The organism is Rhizobium sp. BG4 (genome assembly GCF_016864575.1).
GTDB lineage: Bacteria > Pseudomonadota > Alphaproteobacteria > Rhizobiales > Rhizobiaceae > Rhizobium.
Window position 1 is genome coordinate 857529 of the sequence record NZ_CP044126.1, and the last position, 14902, is coordinate 872430.

The 14902-nt window shown below is 64.6% G+C and carries 13 protein-coding genes and 1 pseudogene; 8 read left to right on the plus strand and 6 right to left on the minus strand.

Annotated elements, in window-relative coordinates:
* Positions 1–2 precede the first annotated feature (2 nt).
* From cobG to F2982_RS24140, 3 genes are read right to left on the minus strand one after another with little or no spacing between them, the layout of a single operon-like run.
* A complete protein-coding gene (cobG, locus tag F2982_RS24130; RefSeq protein WP_246777577.1) occupies positions 3–1367 on the minus strand; it encodes a precorrin-3B synthase in 1365 nt (454 codons plus the stop codon).
* A gap of 41 nt (positions 1368–1408) precedes the next feature.
* Positions 1409–2167, minus strand: a complete 759-nt coding sequence (cobF, locus tag F2982_RS24135) for a precorrin-6A synthase (deacetylating) (RefSeq protein WP_203430169.1) — start codon at positions 2165–2167, stop codon at positions 1409–1411.
* A 14-nt stretch (positions 2168–2181) separates the two neighbouring features.
* Positions 2182–2661, minus strand: coding sequence for a DUF2938 domain-containing protein (locus tag F2982_RS24140; RefSeq protein WP_203430170.1), 480 nt, complete (start codon positions 2659–2661; stop codon positions 2182–2184).
* A gap of 232 nt (positions 2662–2893) precedes the next feature.
* Between F2982_RS24140 and F2982_RS24145 the strand changes: the two genes are divergently transcribed.
* From F2982_RS24145 to F2982_RS24180, 8 genes are all read left to right on the plus strand, one after another.
* Positions 2894–3466: a GbsR/MarR family transcriptional regulator gene (locus tag F2982_RS24145; RefSeq protein ID WP_130280189.1), complete on the plus strand. Its 573-nt coding sequence runs from the start codon at positions 2894–2896 to the stop codon at positions 3464–3466.
* A 4-nt stretch (positions 3467–3470) separates the two neighbouring features.
* Positions 3471–5174, plus strand: coding sequence for a thiol reductant ABC exporter subunit CydD (gene cydD, locus F2982_RS24150; protein ID WP_203430171.1), 1704 nt, complete (start codon positions 3471–3473; stop codon positions 5172–5174).
* Positions 5171–6862: an ATP-binding cassette domain-containing protein gene (locus F2982_RS24155; protein WP_203430172.1), complete on the plus strand. Its 1692-nt coding sequence runs from the start codon at positions 5171–5173 to the stop codon at positions 6860–6862. The genes cydD and F2982_RS24155 overlap by 4 nt, the downstream gene beginning before the upstream one ends.
* Positions 6863–6935: 73 nt before the next feature.
* Positions 6936–8516 (plus strand): cytochrome ubiquinol oxidase subunit I, encoded by a 1581-nt coding sequence (locus tag F2982_RS24160; RefSeq protein WP_203430173.1) that lies wholly within the window; start codon positions 6936–6938, stop codon positions 8514–8516.
* Between the two features lie 5 nt (positions 8517–8521).
* The gene (gene cydB, locus F2982_RS24165; RefSeq protein WP_203430174.1) at positions 8522–9673 is read left to right on the plus strand and encodes a cytochrome d ubiquinol oxidase subunit II; all 1152 of its coding nucleotides are present in this window, start codon (positions 8522–8524) and stop codon (positions 9671–9673) included.
* 12 nt (positions 9674–9685) lie between these two features.
* Positions 9686–9796, plus strand: a complete 111-nt coding sequence (gene cydX, locus F2982_RS24170) for a cytochrome bd-I oxidase subunit CydX (RefSeq protein ID WP_112388881.1) — start codon at positions 9686–9688, stop codon at positions 9794–9796.
* Positions 9797–9911: 115 nt separating this feature from the next.
* Positions 9912–10214 carry a hypothetical protein gene (locus tag F2982_RS24175; RefSeq protein WP_130280201.1) on the plus strand — a complete coding sequence of 101 codons (303 nt, stop codon included), beginning with the start codon at positions 9912–9914 and terminating at the stop codon, positions 10212–10214.
* Positions 10215–10352: 138 nt separating this feature from the next.
* Positions 10353–10970, plus strand: a complete 618-nt coding sequence (locus F2982_RS24180; protein ID WP_112712605.1) for a TerC family protein — start codon at positions 10353–10355, stop codon at positions 10968–10970.
* A 51-nt stretch (positions 10971–11021) separates the two neighbouring features.
* On the opposite strand, the gene F2982_RS24185 is transcribed toward F2982_RS24180, so the two are convergent.
* The 3 genes and pseudogenes from F2982_RS24185 to F2982_RS24195 form a co-directional block, all read right to left on the minus strand.
* Positions 11022–12065, minus strand: a complete 1044-nt coding sequence (locus F2982_RS24185) for a siderophore-interacting protein (protein WP_203430175.1) — start codon at positions 12063–12065, stop codon at positions 11022–11024.
* A pseudogene (fhuB, locus tag F2982_RS24190) lies at positions 12062–14037 on the minus strand (Fe(3+)-hydroxamate ABC transporter permease FhuB). The gene F2982_RS24185 and the pseudogene fhuB overlap by 4 nt, the downstream one beginning before the upstream one ends.
* Entirely contained in the window at positions 14030–14902 is an 873-nt protein-coding gene (locus tag F2982_RS24195; protein ID WP_246777578.1) for an ABC transporter substrate-binding protein, read from the minus strand. Before F2982_RS24195 ends, fhuB begins: the two are co-directional and overlap by 8 nt.

A 14902-nucleotide genomic window follows, 5' to 3' on the forward strand; every position in this document is an offset into this window, starting at 1 on the left:
CCCTAGTCCTGTCGCAGCGCTTTCGCGATCGTTGCGGCGCCAAGCCGTTTCAGACAGGCGGCCGCCGATTCACCAGCCTGACGCTGCGGTCCGGCAAGCTGGGCGAGCTTCTCTATAGCGGATTCGATCCCGCCGCCAGCAATCGTTGCGTCAGGCGCGTCACCGGCCTTGCCTTCAAGCGAAAATCCGTAGCCGTCGGCCGATCCCACGAGCGTCAGCGCTGGTGGTGGATGGGCGCAGCCCTTGGCGCAGCCGGAGAGATGGACGGTCAGCGAGCCGTCCAGCAATTCAGGCGCATGCTCGATAATCCGGGCGGCGAGCCGCCGTGTTTCATAGAAGCCCGACATGCAGAAACCGGCACCGGCACAGGCGGCGATATTGGCTGCAGGATCGTGCGGATCGGCGCTCAGGCCGTAGCCGCCGGCGATCATCGTCAGGCGTTCCGCCTCCGAGGGGGACAGGCCGGTGACCAGAAACTGGCGATCGGGCGCGAGCCGGATCTCCGCTGACACATCGAGATTGGCAAGAAACGCGATCAACTCGCTCGACTGCATCTGGCCGAATTGCGGGCGGAGACCGAGCGCGGCCTTTTGTGTGGAAAGCGTCAATGTGCCGGGTTGTGGCTTTGAGGAGATAGAGAACGACAGGGGGGCGATAGATTGGGGGAAGGCCTTTGCCAGTGCTTGATCATCAAGCTCCCTCGCCCGGCTGTGCTTGCCTCTGGCAAGCAACAGATCGAGAACGCGGCCAACGGCGGCAACGGCCTCTCCGGCATCGCCGCAGAAAAGCGGATGCGCGGTTTTCGCCGTCCCTGCGATCGCCACCATCCAGCGCGTGTCATCGACCGCCACGATGCGGATATCGGCGCTCATGTCGTCAAGGCAAAAATGCCCGCGGCCATCGACGAGGATCGCCAGTTTCGGCGCCAGCAGGGGCGACGCGAGCGTCTCGTGCAGGTGTCCGCGCAGCATCTGCTCGAAAGCGGATGGATCCGCCACCTCGGCCGGATCGAGACCATGCAGCGGCGAAAGCTCGATGGCCGGATTGGCCGGGACAATGATACCGGCGGTATCGATATCGGCCGCCAGAGCCTCGACGCTCTCTGCCCGCAAGCCACGGACCTGCAGATTGCCGCGCGCCGTGATCTCGAGGATGCCGTTGCCATGCGCCAGTGCGGAGACAGCGAGCGCCCGCAATTGCCCCACAGTCAGTGCGCCGCCGGCAGGGCGCAGGCGCACCAGCAATCCGTCGCCTGTCGGCATCGGTGCGGCAAGCGTCGGGCAGGCGCCGCGGCGCAGGCCCGGTACGCAATGATCGCCCGTCTTGATCTGTCTGTCAGTGGCCGCGGCCATGGCTGAACCTTTCATGCCCTGTCCTTACAGGATGACGGCACGCTCGGCAAAGGCGGCTATTCCTGGAAATCGCGGCCCTTGCGCAGCAGGTAGATATCCATGATCCAGCCATGCCGCTCGCGGGCTTCGGCCCGCATCTTCACGATGTCATCGGCGACGTCGCCGAGGCGGCCGGAATGGGTGATCTCGTCTTCGGTACCAAGATAGGCGCCCCAGAAGATCTCGGCATCGGGATCGTCGATCTTCGAGAATGCCTGGATGCCGTCGAGCATGACGACGGTGCTGTCGGCTTGCAGACCCGTCTCTGCGAGCCGCCGCCCGGTGGTGATCTCCACCGGCTTGCCGACGAGATTGACCGGAATCCGGTGGCTCGCCGCCAATGCCTGGATGCTGGTAATCCCGGGAATGACCGATACCGAGAACTCGACTTCGCCCCGGATGCGCTCCAGAATCCGCAGCGTGCTATCATAGAGGCTGGGATCGCCCCACACGAGGAACGCCGCCTTTTCATCCGGCTTCAATCCGGCGATCAGCCCGGCATAGGTCGCGGCGATTGCCGCGTGCCACTCGTCGACGCTCCCGGTGTAGCTCCGGCCCTCGATCTCGCGCTGGGGAACGGCGAATTCGATCGTCTTCGTCTTACCAGTGTCGAGGTAGCGCTCGCAGATCTCGCGGCGCACGGTCGCGAGCTCCTCCTTCTTCGCTCCCTTGGTGGGGATGAAGACGCAATCGGCGCCCTTCATGGCGTTGATCGCCTGAATGGTGACGTGATCGGGATTGCCGGTCCCGATGCCGATGACGAAGATCTCTCTCATTGCGGTCTCCCGCCTCAACGGATCAGCAGCGCCGTTCCGTAAAGCCCGAGCGCAAACACCGTATGGGCAATCAGGTTCATGACGCGCACTTTGTTCGGGTTCGCCGTCTTCGACGCCGCCCAGCCGATGCCGAGGCCGGGCTGGAGGAGGAACCAGCCGGCGCCGACAGTGACGATACCGAGAATCCACGCCGGAATGAAGGTCGGCGCCGCCAGCCAGGGCTGCCCCATGACGATTGCCAGCACCAGGCCATAAACGATGCCGGTGACGTAATGGCTGATCCAGCCGAGCGCCAGCTCATGCTCGTAAGGTGCGGCATTGCCGATGCTGTCGTGGAAAACCTTGCCGTTCTTCAGATGATAGAACCAGCGCCCGACCGGCGCCCAGTTGGCCGGCGCCTGCCCGAAGAAGCGATTGAGCACGATCGCCCAGATGTCCATGAGAACAGTCGCGCCGATGCCGATCACGATGCCGCGCCAGAGAATATCGAACATGTGAGAATATCCAGATGTGAAACCCCTCACCGTCTTAATGGCGGCGGGGCTCCTCTGCAACAGAGCGAGACATCATTGCTGCGCCTAAACGATTGTTTGGGTGGGTCGCACCGAGCTCATGCGGTACTGACCAAATTGCCGCAGACGGCGATCGCCGATTGTGCAGCGCGAAAACGAGAATATAGTGATTTCAGAAATTTCTGAAATCACAGACATTACGGAAACAACCGTCATGAACCTTCCGCCGCTTGTCCAATCCTTCGTCCTGCATTTCGGTGAAATGGGCTCCCGCTGGGGCATCAACCGCACCGTAGGCCAGATCTACGCCCTGCTCTACGTCTCGCCGGAGCCGCTCTGCGCCGAGGAGATCGTCGATGCGCTCGGCATCTCACGCTCGAACGTATCGATGAGCCTGCGCGAGTTGCAGGCCTGGAACCTCGTGCTGATGAAACACAAGCCCGATGACCGGCGCGACTTCTTCTCGACGCCCGACGACGTCTGGCTGATCCTGCGCACGCTCGCCGAGGAGCGGAAGAAGCGCGAGGTCGATCCAACCCTTTCGGTGCTACGGGAAATCCTCATGCAGAAGCCTGCAAGCGAGCATGAGCAATATGCACAGCAGCGCATGGGCGAGATGCACGGGCTAATCGAACAGCTGACGCATTGGTATGAAGACGTAAAACAACTTGAAACCGAACGTCTCGCAACATTACTATCTCTGGGGGCAAAAGTTACGAAGCTTCTGGAAGCCAAGGACCGGGTGATTTCGCTCGGCCGCGGCCGCCGTCCTGCGAACAAGAGTTAGCGCTATGGGGAGTGCTTTCTTAGACGCGAATGACGAGCCAGAACCGGGCGCGCAAGGGCGCGGCCGTCGCAGAAGCCGCGTTGCCAAAAACAGGCCGGGATCCAGGGCTGCCGCGCTGCTGCAGACCGCGGGCGCCCTGCTGTTTATTCCGCAGGCCGCCCTCATCGCTCTTTCCGTCGGCCGTATCGCCAATGGCGGCGGGCTCGACGCTGTTCTCTGGCCTGCAATCTTCATCGTCATCCTCGGCATTACCAAGAGCTGTCTCGAGGCGGCAGGCGGCCGCCTGGCGTTCAAGGCGGCCCGCGCCGAACTCAGCAGACGCCGCGCGGCCGCTGTTGCGGCGCTTGCGCGCCGCTCGCCTGTCGATCCCTCGCGGCCCGCATCCGGCGAAGCGGCGAGCGTCATCGGCGAACAGGCCGAACTGATCGTGCCCTATATCGCCCGCTTCCAACCGGCCCGCTTCAAGGCGACGGCTGTGCCGCTGGTGATGCTTGTCTGCATCTTTCCGATTTCCTGGATTGCGGCGCTCATCCTGCTGATCGCCATGCCGCTGATCCCGGTCTTCATGGCCCTGATCGGCTGGCGTGCCCAGGCCGCCAGCGAAAAGCAGCTGGCCGCGACCGGCGGGCTGAACGGCTTCCTGCTCGACCGTTTGCGCGGGTTGACGACGATCCGCGCGCTCGGCGCCGTCGATCAGACGGCGACGCGCCTGCGCGCCGATGCCGACGACTTGAAGACCCGGACGATGGCAGTCCTCAGGATCGCCTTCCTCTCCTCCGCCGTGCTCGAGCTCTTTGCAGCACTCGGCGTGGCCCTGCTCGCAGTCTATGTCGGCTTCAGCCTGCTCGGCGAAATCACTTTCGGCGCCTGGAGCGGCGGCCTTGACCTGACGACCGGCCTCTTCCTGCTTTTGCTTGCTCCGGCCTTTTTCGAGCCGCTGCGGGACCTCTCGTCCGTCTGGCACGACCGCGCCAGCGGCGAAGCGGCGCTCGCTGCACTGGATGGAATTGCAACCGGTGGCCTGGATATCGTCAAGGAAGCAGACGGCCAACAGGCGGCGCGTTTCGATATCGAACTTGACGATGCCGGTTTCCGCTATGCCGCCGACAAGCCGCTGGCGATCGACGCGTTCAGCTGTCGCATCATGCAGGGCGAGCATGTCGCGCTGCTCGGCGCCAGCGGCAGCGGCAAATCGACCGTGCTTGCGCTGATCGCCGGGCTTGCTCCGGTTTCGGAAGGTACTGTCCGCATCGGCGGCCTGCCGCTCGGCGAGGCCGGGGACTGGCGCCGCCATATCGCCTGGATCGGCCAGAAGCCGCATATCTTTGCCGGTTCGCTCGCGGGCAACATCACGCTCGGCCGCGCAGGTACCAAGGCCGATGACGCGCTTCATGCGGCCAGGCTCGAGCAGGTTGCCGCCGCATACGGCAAACGTCCGCTCGGCGAAGGCGGCCTTGGGCTTTCGGGTGGGGAAGCGCTGCGGCTCGCGATCGCCCGCGCGGCCTGCAACCCCGATATCAGCATCATCCTGGCCGATGAGCCGACTGCGCATCTCGATGCCGCCACAGCGGCCGATATCACCGACAGCCTGATCCATCTCGCCAAGGGCAAGACGCTTGTCGTCGCCACCCACGATCCGCGGCTTGCCGCCCGCATGCAGCGGGTGATCGCCATCGGCGCGGAAAACCTTCAGGAGGCTGCGGAATGAGCACGCGTCTCAGCGACCTCAAACCCGTTGTCGCCCTGTTTCTTGCCGAGCGGCGCCGCGGGCTGCTGATCGGCGCGCTGATGTCGGCGCTGACGGTTCTGGCCGGTATCGCGCTTCTCGGCCTCTCCGGCTGGTTCATCACCGCCGCCTCGATTGCCGGTCTCTCTGTCGCCACCGCCGTCACCTTCGACGTTTTCGCACCGTCGGCAGGTATCCGCCTGCTGGCGATCGGGCGCACCTTCTCGCGTTATGGCGAGCGGATGACGACGCATGACGCGACGCTTTCGGTGCTGGCCGCTCTGCGCGAACGCCTGTTTCGCGGTTGGGCGAAGGGCGGCGCGGCGCGCCATCTCGCAGCCCGGCCTTCAAGTCTTCTGTTCCGGCTGACCGCCGACATCGATGCGCTCGACGGGCTCTATCTGCGCGTCCTCGTTCCCGCCGCCGTCGCGATCTGCGCCGCGATCGCGGCAAGCGTCGCGCTCGGCCTGATCCACCCGCTGCTTGGCGCCTCGACAGGGCTGCTCCTGCTGCTCGCCGGTCTTGGCATCCCCTATGCCGCCGGCCGCGCCGCTGCAAAATCCGCACGCCGCCGCACGCATGGCGTCGAGGCAGTCCGCGGCCGCGTCATCGATCTCGTCGCCGGCCAGACGGACTTGCTGATGGCCGGGCGTCTGGACGCGCAATGCGCCGCAGTGGCCACCGCCGACATCTATACATCGGCAGCCGACGATCGTCTGAACCGCATCGAAACTGGCGTCGCACTCGGCTTCGGCCTGACCTCCTCGCTGCTTCTCGGGGGATCGCTGCTCGCGGTCGCCGCGCTGGCGGGCGCAGGCGCCATCGGGGCGCCGGTCGCAGCCCTCGGCATGCTGGTCGCCTTCGCCGCCATAGAACCCTTCGCCGCTCTGCGCCGCGGCGCCATCGAGCTTGGACGGACGCTGATCGCGGCGCGCCGCGTCGGCGGCCGCCTTACGGCTCCGGACCGGGTGAGTGAACACGCCGCACCAGCACCCGGCATCGCCTTTGCGCTGACGGATGTTGCAGCCGCTCACGACGGCGCCGAGAGGCTCGCGATAAGTAAGCTATCGCTTACCCTCAAAGCCAATGAGAAGCTTGCTCTCATCGGCGCCAGCGGGGCCGGAAAGTCATCATTCCTGGCGCTGCTCGCAGGCGAGTTGCGGCCGCAGAGCGGAACTGCCGCGATTACCGATTCGACGCTGCTGACGCAGCGCACCGAACTCTTCGCCGACAGCATCCGCGGCAATCTTCTGATCGCCGACCCATCGGCAAACGAGAGCCAGCTGCGCGACGCACTCGACGCCGCCGGGCTGCTTACGACAATCGACGCCCTGCCGAAGGGGCTCGACACCAAACTCGGAGAAGGCGGGCTTGGCCTGTCTGGCGGCCAATCGCGCCGTCTGGCGCTTGCGCGGCTGTTTCTCCGCAACGCATCCCTCTGGCTGCTCGACGAGCCGACGGAGGGTCTGGATGGCGATACTGCCCGCGACGTCATGGACCGCCTTGCCGAACGGGCAGACGGCCGCGCCGTGGTCATCGCCAGCCACATCCGCCGTGAGGCGGCGATCGCCGATCTGATCGCCGTGATCGAGGATGGACGCATCACAGACATCGCGCGCCGCGGAGAAGCGGCGTTCGAAAGGGCACTCGACCGGCTCCGGCCGGACTGAATTTTAACGACCGCAGACGCCAGCCGGCGCCGGTGGACTTCTTGATATCCCGTGGGACCGTGGGAGAAAGACAATGGAACTCGACATAGTCGCGCTATCGCGCTTTCAATTTGCGCTGACCGCGCTTTATCACTTTCTTTTTGTACCGCTGACGCTTGGTCTTTCCGTGCTGCTCGCCATCATGGAGACGACCTATGTCATGACCGGCCGCCAGATCTGGCGGCAGATGACGAAATTCTGGGGCACGCTGTTCGGCATCAATTTCGTGCTCGGCGTCGCCACCGGCATCGTCATGGAATTCCAGTTCGGCATGAACTGGAGCTACTACAGCTATTATGTCGGCGATATCTTCGGTGCGCCGCTCGCCATCGAGGGCCTGATGGCCTTCTTCCTGGAGGCAACCTTCGTCGGCCTGTTCTTCTTTGGCTGGGACAAGCTCTCCAAGGTCGGGCACCTGGCCGCCACCTGGGCGGTGGCGCTAGGCTCGAATTTTTCGGCACTCTGGATCCTGATCGCCAATGGCTGGATGCAGAATCCGGTCGGCTCGGCGCTCAATCCGCAGACGATGCGCATGGAGATCACCAGCTTCTTCGACGTGGTCTTCAATCCCGTCGCCCAGGCCAAGTTCGTCCACACGGTTTCGGCCGGCTATGTCTGCGCCTCGATCTTCGTGCTTGGCGTCTCGGCCTGGTACCTGCTGAAGGGCCGCCATATCGAGATCGCCAAGCGCTCGATGACGGTCGCCGCTTCGTTCGGTCTGGCTTCGTCGCTCTCGGTCGTCGTCCTCGGTGACGAAAGCGGCTATCTCGCCACTGAAAACCAGAAGATGAAGCTCGCCGCGATCGAAGCAATGTGGAAGACGGAACCGGCGCCCGCGCCGTTCACCGCTTTCGGCTTCCCGGATCAGGCAGCCCGCGAAACGCATTTCGCCGTCCATATCCCCTGGGCGATGGGCCTGATCGGCACGCGCTCGCTGACGACCGAAATCCCCGGCATCGACAAGCTGGAGAAAGAAGCCGAAGTCCGCATCCGCGACGGCATCAAGGCCTATGATGCGCTGACCAAGATCCGGGCTGTCCGCCCGCCGGATCAGGTTCCCGCAGATGTTCAGGCCACGTTCGAGGACCTCGGCCACGATCTCGGCTATGCGCTGCTCTTGAAGCGCTATGTCGACGATCCGCGCCAGGCGACGGACGCGCAGATCGTCCAGGCGGCGCATGACACCATTCCGCATGTGCCGACGCTGTTCTGGTCGTTCCGCATCATGGTCGGCCTCGGCATGTTCTTCATCGTGCTGACGGCAACCTTCTTCTGGCTGTCGGCGCGCCGCCATCTCGACAAGTATCCGCTGCTGCTCAGGGTCGCCGTCTTCGCGATCCCGCTGCCGTGGGTGGCGATCGAGGTTGGCTGGATCGTTGCCGAATTCGGCCGCCAGCCCTGGGTGATCGAAGGCGTGCTGCCGACGGCAGCGGCCGTCTCCAGCCTCGGCGCCAGCACCGTGCTGCTGACGATCATCGGCTTTGCGGCGCTCTACACGACGCTGATCATCATCGAGATGAGCCTGATGATCAAGGCGATCAAGAAAGGCCCCGAGCCCGATGACGAGCCGGAAGCCGAGCTGATCTCCGAAACCCTCGTTCCTGCTGCGGAGTGATTGTCATGATCCTTCACGAACTTCTCGACTACGATACGCTGCGCGTCATCTGGTGGGTGCTGCTCGGCGTCCTGCTGATCGCTTTCGCCACCACCGGCGGCTTCGATCTCGGCGTCGGCACTCTCCTGCCGTTCGTTGCGAAAACCGATACCGAGCGGCGCGTCGCCATCAACAGCGTCGGCGCTACCTGGGAAGGCAACCAGGTCTGGTTGATCCTCGGCGGCGGCGCCATTTTCGCCGCCTGGCCGCCGCTCTACGCGGTCTCGTTCTCGGGCTTCTACCTGGCGATGTTCGCGACGCTGTTCGCGCTCATCCTGCGTCCCGTCGGCTTCAAGTACCGCTCCAAGCGGGAGAGCCCGCGCTGGCGCAATAACTGGGACTGGGCACTGTTCGTCGGCGGCTTCGTTCCCTCGCTGATTTTCGGCGTCGCCGTCGGCAACGTTCTGCAGGGCGTGCCCTTCCGCTTCGCCGACGATATGCGGATCTTCTACGAAGGCACGTTCTTCGGCCTTCTCAACCCCTATGCCCTGCTCTGCGGACTGCTGTCCGTCGCCATGCTGGTCATGCATGGCGCGGCCTGGCTGATCCTGAAGACCGAAGGCCCGGTTGCCGAACGCGCCCGGCACTATGGCAGCCTTGCCGCCTTTGCGGCGATCCTGCTCTTTGCGCTCGGCGGCATCTTCCTCGCCGCCGGCGTCGATGGATACCGCATCACCAGCGAGATCAACACGGTCGGTCCGTCCAATCCGCTGTTCAAGACGGCGGAACATGCCGGCACCTGGTTTGCCAATTACGGCACCTATCCGTGGCTGCTGATCGCACCCGCGCTCGGCTTCATCGGTGCCGCGCTGGCGCTGCTCAGCATGCGGGCGAAGCTTGAGGTGACGACACTGCTGTTCAGCAAGCTGTCGATCTTCGGCATCATCTCGACGGTCGGCGTCTCGATGTTCCCGTTCATCCTGCCGTCCTCCCTCGATCCGCGGGCGAGTCTCACGGTCTGGGATGCCTCGTCGAGCCATATGACGCTGTTCATCATGCTCGTCGTCTCGGCGATCTTCCTGCCGCTGATCTTTCTCTACACCGCCTGGGTCTACAAGGTTCTTTGGGGCAAGGTGGACGAGAAGGCCATCACCGACAAAAGCGGCCACGCCTATTAAAGGAGCAAGACGATGTGGTATTTCGCATGGATCCTCGGCCTGCCGCTCGCAGCCGCCTTCGCCGTCCTCAACGCCATGTGGTACGAGCTGATGGACGACGAAGCCAAGAAGAAGAAATCCTGAGCTTCTGAATGATGAGCTGCCGGGCGGTACCCTGTCCGGCAGCTTCGCCAATCTGGCACAAGCCTTGCTTCATAATATTCAGGCGGAATATGCCCGCCGGTAGAAGAGGGGTAGCATGGTGTCAGTCACGGATATGATCGGTGCAACGTGGCGTCTTGAAGATGCGATCCGGGAAGTGATCGCGGAAAACCTGATTTTCTCCAACAATTCCAATCCGATGAAGAACAAGGCGCGCATGCTGCCGCATCTTCTCGTGCAGAAATATCCGCAGCTCTCGGATATCGAGCATGAGCTGCGTGGCGTCTTCGAGACCTGCCGCATCGCAATTGACCATAAATCCATCAGTCCTGTTGTTGCGAAGGCAGCCATCGCGATCGCCGATGAGTATCGCGAGCTGATCATCAAGCTCAAACATTAGGCGATGGTCTCCCCGCGCGTTTCCGGCGTGGGACTGCCAGGACACACATCCGGGACATTTGCGTGGACCGGGGTGATTGCCGGTTGACGTAACGTTTTCCGGGCTCTAGTCCGGCTTCCGAACATCGGGGGACGTTTCATGGAAATCTTTACTGCCGCGGGGCTGACTGCGCTTTTGCAGGTCATCGCGATCGATCTTGTTCTTGCCGGCGATAATGCCGTCGTCATCGGCCTTGCCGCGGCCGGCCTTCCGGCCGATCAGCGCAAGAAGGCCATTCTGGTCGGTATTCTGGCCGCCACTGTTCTGCGCATCATCTTCGCGTCGATCACCGTCCAGCTGCTCGCCATCGTCGGCCTGCTGCTCGCCGGTGGCCTGCTGCTTCTCTGGGTCTGCTGGAAGATGTGGCGCGAGCTGCGCGCCCAGCATGGTGCGGAAGGCGAGGAAGCGCTCGACGGCGCCGAGGGCAAGCCGAGGAAGACCTTCTGGCAGGCCGCCAGCCAGATCGTCATCGCCGACGTGTCGATGTCGCTCGACAACGTTCTGGCGGTTGCCGGGGCGGCCCGCGAACACCCGACCGTGCTGGTTGCCGGTCTGGCCTTGTCGATCGCCATGATGGGTATCGCCGCAAACTTCATCGCGCGCCTGCTGAACAAGCACCGCTGGATCGCCTATGTCGGTCTGGCGATCATTCTCTACGTCGCGCTCGACATGATGTATCGCGGCACGCTCGAAGTCTGGCCGTATCTGGCTGGCTGATAGGCTTATCAGGCATAAATCAGGGCGGACCGGCGAAGGCTGGGCCGCCCTTTACTTTTCCCAGTAGCTTCCGACCCGCATGCACTGCCGGTCATATTGCAGCTCGTCCTTCAGATATTCGCGGATCGCCACGGCTTCCGCCTTTTCGCAGCCGACCCAGATGAATACAGGCGCAGCGCATTGCGGCGCCAGTTCGCGGATCAGCCGCACCAGCCCACCCGTCGAGCCGGCGGCCGCACCGTTGCGATGCAGCCAGACAGTCTCGACCTCGGCGGCGGACGAAACCGCCTGCTCTTCGGCAGCGCTATCCACCTCGCCGAAGAAACGGATCCTGGCTCCGGCAGGTGCCGCCTCGATGATCCGCAGCATGGCCGGCAGGGCCGTCTCGTCTCCGGCCAGGATGAGATCGGCAGCCTCCGGCATCCAGCCGCCGCCCGGTCCCATGATGCCGATCAGATCGCCCGCTACGGCCGTTGCGCCGAAGATGGCACCCGGCATGGTCTCGCCCTCATGCAGCACGAAATCGATATCGACCTCGCCGCGCGCTGCATCGACCCGGCGGATCGTATAGATGCGCACGGCGGTGATCTTCTCGTCCGGCCACTGGACGCGGCCATCGCCGCCGACAGTCGGCCAGACCGGTGCCCCGCCATTCTGCGGTAGCAGCAAGCGGACATGCAGGCCGCCCTTCTCGAAGTCCTGCACATCGGGGCAGGTGAATGTGACGCGACGCATATGCGGGGTGATGTTTCGAGCGCCGGTGACGGTCGCCAGGCGCATATTGCCGGGCAGCGCCGGCTTCGGCTTTTCCGACCAGGTGAGCTCGAACTTCTCCTCACCAGCGAAATGGAAGAGATGTTCGGCAAGCACCGTGCGGATCATCGTCAGCTCGTCCTCGCTGTTCGAGGCGAGTTCGATGGCGAGCGTCCCGTCTGCGATGCTGATATCGGCGGCGCCGATCTCATGCTCAAGATGCACGGTTTCGCCAACGCGGGTCACCGATGCGTGCTCGGCGAAATGTTCGGCAATCTCTTCCAGCATATGCCTCGCATCCGCCGGAATGGCCGTGCCCGAAAGCCTGAACTGCGCCGTCATGCCGCTTCCTTCCGCGTCAGGAGCCAGATGAGGTAGGGACCGCCGATCAGCGCCGCGAAGAGACCGACCGGCACCTGGTAAGGATAGATCACCACGCGCGACAGCCAGTCAGCCGTGACAAGCACGCCGGCGCCGATCAGGATGCTGGCGGCCAGCTGCTGGCCCGGCCGGTGAAAACCGGTGAGCCTTGCGAGATGCGGGGCGATCAACCCCGTGAGGCTGAGCGGCCCGACCAGAAACGAGGCGACCGCCGTCATCAGCGCTGCGATGGTCGCCAGCGCCAGACGGCTGGCGCCGACCGGCAGGCCGAGGCCGCGCGCCGAGGGGCCGCCAAGCGGCAGGATGGTGAGCCAGCGGCTGAGGAACGGCAGCGGCGCGGCAAGAACGGCAAGCGAGATCACCGCCGTCCAGGCCTCGAAACTGCCCGCCCGGTTGGTGGAGCCGGAGAGCCAGGTGAGCAGCACGTAGCCGCGCATATCGCCCTGCGCCAGCACCATGCTGACGATCGCCATCGAGAAGGCGCCGATGGCGATCCCGGCAAGCAGCAGCCGCTCCGGCGCAAACTGGGCACGGGCGGCGATGGCGATCATGATCAGGAAGGCGACAAGCGCGCCGATCGCCATCGAGGCCAGCATGACGAAGGGCGGCGGATAGCCGAAGATGAAGAGCGCCACCGTCAGCCCCGCGCCGCCGCCGGTGCTGACGCCCAGCACTTCCGGGCTGGCAATCGGATTGCCGGTCACCCGCTGCATGATGAAGCCGGCCGCCGCCAGCATTGCGCCCGCGCCCGCGGCCACGACGGTGCGCGGCAGGCGCAGCGGCAGGAGATCGCTGAACAGCGCGCCGGTCGCAATGTGCCAGCCGTCATCGGCCGGCGCCGCGGTCAGCACGACCGCGACGATGGCGACGAGCGCGGCGGCAAGCAGGCCGAAGGCAAGGCTGGGGCGCTGGAGGCGGCTGACCGCCGCTGCCGATTGCGCCGTCACGGCTGCGAAGGAATGCACCCGCGGCAAAAGGTAGAGCAGGAGGGGGCCGCCGAGCAGCGCGGTTGCGGCGCCCGCCGGCGCAAGGTCGGTAAACCCGGGCCGAGCAGCTGCGTCAGGCAATCGGTGAAGAACAGCAGTGCCGCACCGGTCAGCGGCGCGGCGATGATCAGCTGCCGGGTGGTGCGCGCACCGGCAAAGCGGGCGATCGCCGGTGCCGCAAGGCCGAGGAAGCCGATGATGCCGACCTCCGATGTTACCGACGCCGACAGCCAGACGGCAAGCAGCAGCACGGCAAGCCGGGTGGTGTGCAGCGCCACGCCGAGGCTCCTGGCGCCGGCATCGTCGAGAGACAGGACCTGCAGCGGACGCATCAACAGCGCAGCGGCGGCAAAGCCCGCCAGCAGTCGCGGTGCAAGCGAGAGAACGCCGCTCCAATCCTGCTGGCTGAGCGAACCCGCGCCCCAGATATAGATCGACATCGCATATTCGCCGCGGGCAAGGATGATCGTGACGCTGAGCGCCGAGGCAATCAATGTCACGATCATGCCCGACAGCGCGACCGTCACCGGATCGAGGCTGCGCCGCCAGCTCAATCCCAACACGATCGCCACTGCAACCAGTCCGCCGGCGAAGGCGATGAGTTCACGCGAAAGCCCGAGCAGCAACGGCGAGAAGCTGAGCCCGATGCTCATGGCAAGCTGCGCGCCCGAGGCAATGCCGAGCGTCGAAGCATCGGCGATGGGATTGCGCAGCACGCGCTGCAGAAGGAAACCGGATAGGCCGAGCGCGGCACCGGCGATCAGCGAAAGCGCGGCGCGCGGCATCATGCTCTGCCAGAGGAGAGCCGCGTCGAGCACCGCTTCGCTTGCCGGCAGCCGCGGCCGGAATGCCAGGAGCAGTGCAAAGATCAGCGCGCAGGCCCAGGCCGCGACGGCAATGCTCAGCTGCGGCTTGCCCCAGCGGCTTGACGGTTTGCGGCTAACCATTCCATGCATCGGTCAGCCCTTTCGCAAGCAGATCGGCAAAGCGCGATGCGGCAGGCAAGGCGCCATAGGGATTGATGGAGCCGATGGTTAGCACGCGCTTTTCCCTGACGGCCGGCAGCGCCTGCCAGAACGCGCCGTTCTGCAGCGCGACGAGCGCATCCGGTGGATGCGGCGGAATGAAAACGATCCATGCATCCGGCATCGAAGCCAGCGTTTCGATGCCGATCGGCGCCATGGCCGTGTAGCTGGTCTTGCCTTCCCAGGCATTTTTCAAACCGGTGCGCGCCAGAACCTCGCCAAACATGCTGTCGCTGCCGAAGACGCGGTAGTGACGGGCATCGCCGAGATTGATCGGCAGAATCGTGCGGCCGTCACCCGCCGAAAGAACGGTCCGGTAGCGATCAAGCCGTGCCGAGAGATCGTCCGCATAGCGCTTGCCGCTCGCGAGCCCGAGCTCGTCCGCCATCGCGAGCGTCACGTCCTGGGCGCGCTGGAAGGGGCTGTCGCCCATGCGGTAGATCGACTGGCTCTTGACCGGCGCGATGCGGCTCATCGGGCCGTCGGCCCAGCCGTAAAAATTCGAGTTGAAGATCAGATCAGGTCTGGCGAAGCGCAGCACCTCGAAATTCGGCGTGCCGCGCAGGCCGAGATCGGCGACATCTTCGGGAACCACGGGCTCGACGGCGATCTTGCGGAAGCCGACCAGTTCGGTGCCCGCCACCACATCGGCGCCGAGCACCAGCAACGTTTCGAGCAGCGCCCAATCCAGCGTCGCAACACGCGGTGAAGCGGCAGCCCGCAATACGCTGGGCGCCGCGAGAGCCGCAGCCATGGCGAGGAGGCCGCGGCGCGTGAATGCAGTCAC

Excerpts from the sequence above, each read along its gene's own strand:
- cobG (WP_246777577.1), bottom strand. The coding sequence starts at position 1,367 with ATGAAAGGTTCAGCCATGGCCGCGGCCACTGACAGACAGATCAAGACG.
- cobF (WP_203430169.1), bottom strand. The coding sequence starts at position 2,167 with ATGAGAGAGATCTTCGTCATCGGCATCGGGACCGGCAATCCCGATCAC.
- F2982_RS24140 (WP_203430170.1), bottom strand. The coding sequence starts at position 2,661 with ATGTTCGATATTCTCTGGCGCGGCATCGTGATCGGCATCGGCGCGACT.
- F2982_RS24145 (WP_130280189.1), top strand. The coding sequence starts at position 2,894 with ATGAACCTTCCGCCGCTTGTCCAATCCTTCGTCCTGCATTTCGGTGAA.
- cydD (WP_203430171.1), top strand. The coding sequence starts at position 3,471 with ATGGGGAGTGCTTTCTTAGACGCGAATGACGAGCCAGAACCGGGCGCG.
- F2982_RS24155 (WP_203430172.1), top strand. The coding sequence starts at position 5,171 with ATGAGCACGCGTCTCAGCGACCTCAAACCCGTTGTCGCCCTGTTTCTT.
- F2982_RS24160 (WP_203430173.1), top strand. The coding sequence starts at position 6,936 with ATGGAACTCGACATAGTCGCGCTATCGCGCTTTCAATTTGCGCTGACC.
- cydB (WP_203430174.1), top strand. The coding sequence starts at position 8,522 with ATGATCCTTCACGAACTTCTCGACTACGATACGCTGCGCGTCATCTGG.
- cydX (WP_112388881.1), top strand. The coding sequence starts at position 9,686 with ATGTGGTATTTCGCATGGATCCTCGGCCTGCCGCTCGCAGCCGCCTTC.
- F2982_RS24175 (WP_130280201.1), top strand. The coding sequence starts at position 9,912 with ATGGTGTCAGTCACGGATATGATCGGTGCAACGTGGCGTCTTGAAGAT.
- F2982_RS24180 (WP_112712605.1), top strand. The coding sequence starts at position 10,353 with ATGGAAATCTTTACTGCCGCGGGGCTGACTGCGCTTTTGCAGGTCATC.
- F2982_RS24185 (WP_203430175.1), bottom strand. The coding sequence starts at position 12,065 with ATGACGGCGCAGTTCAGGCTTTCGGGCACGGCCATTCCGGCGGATGCG.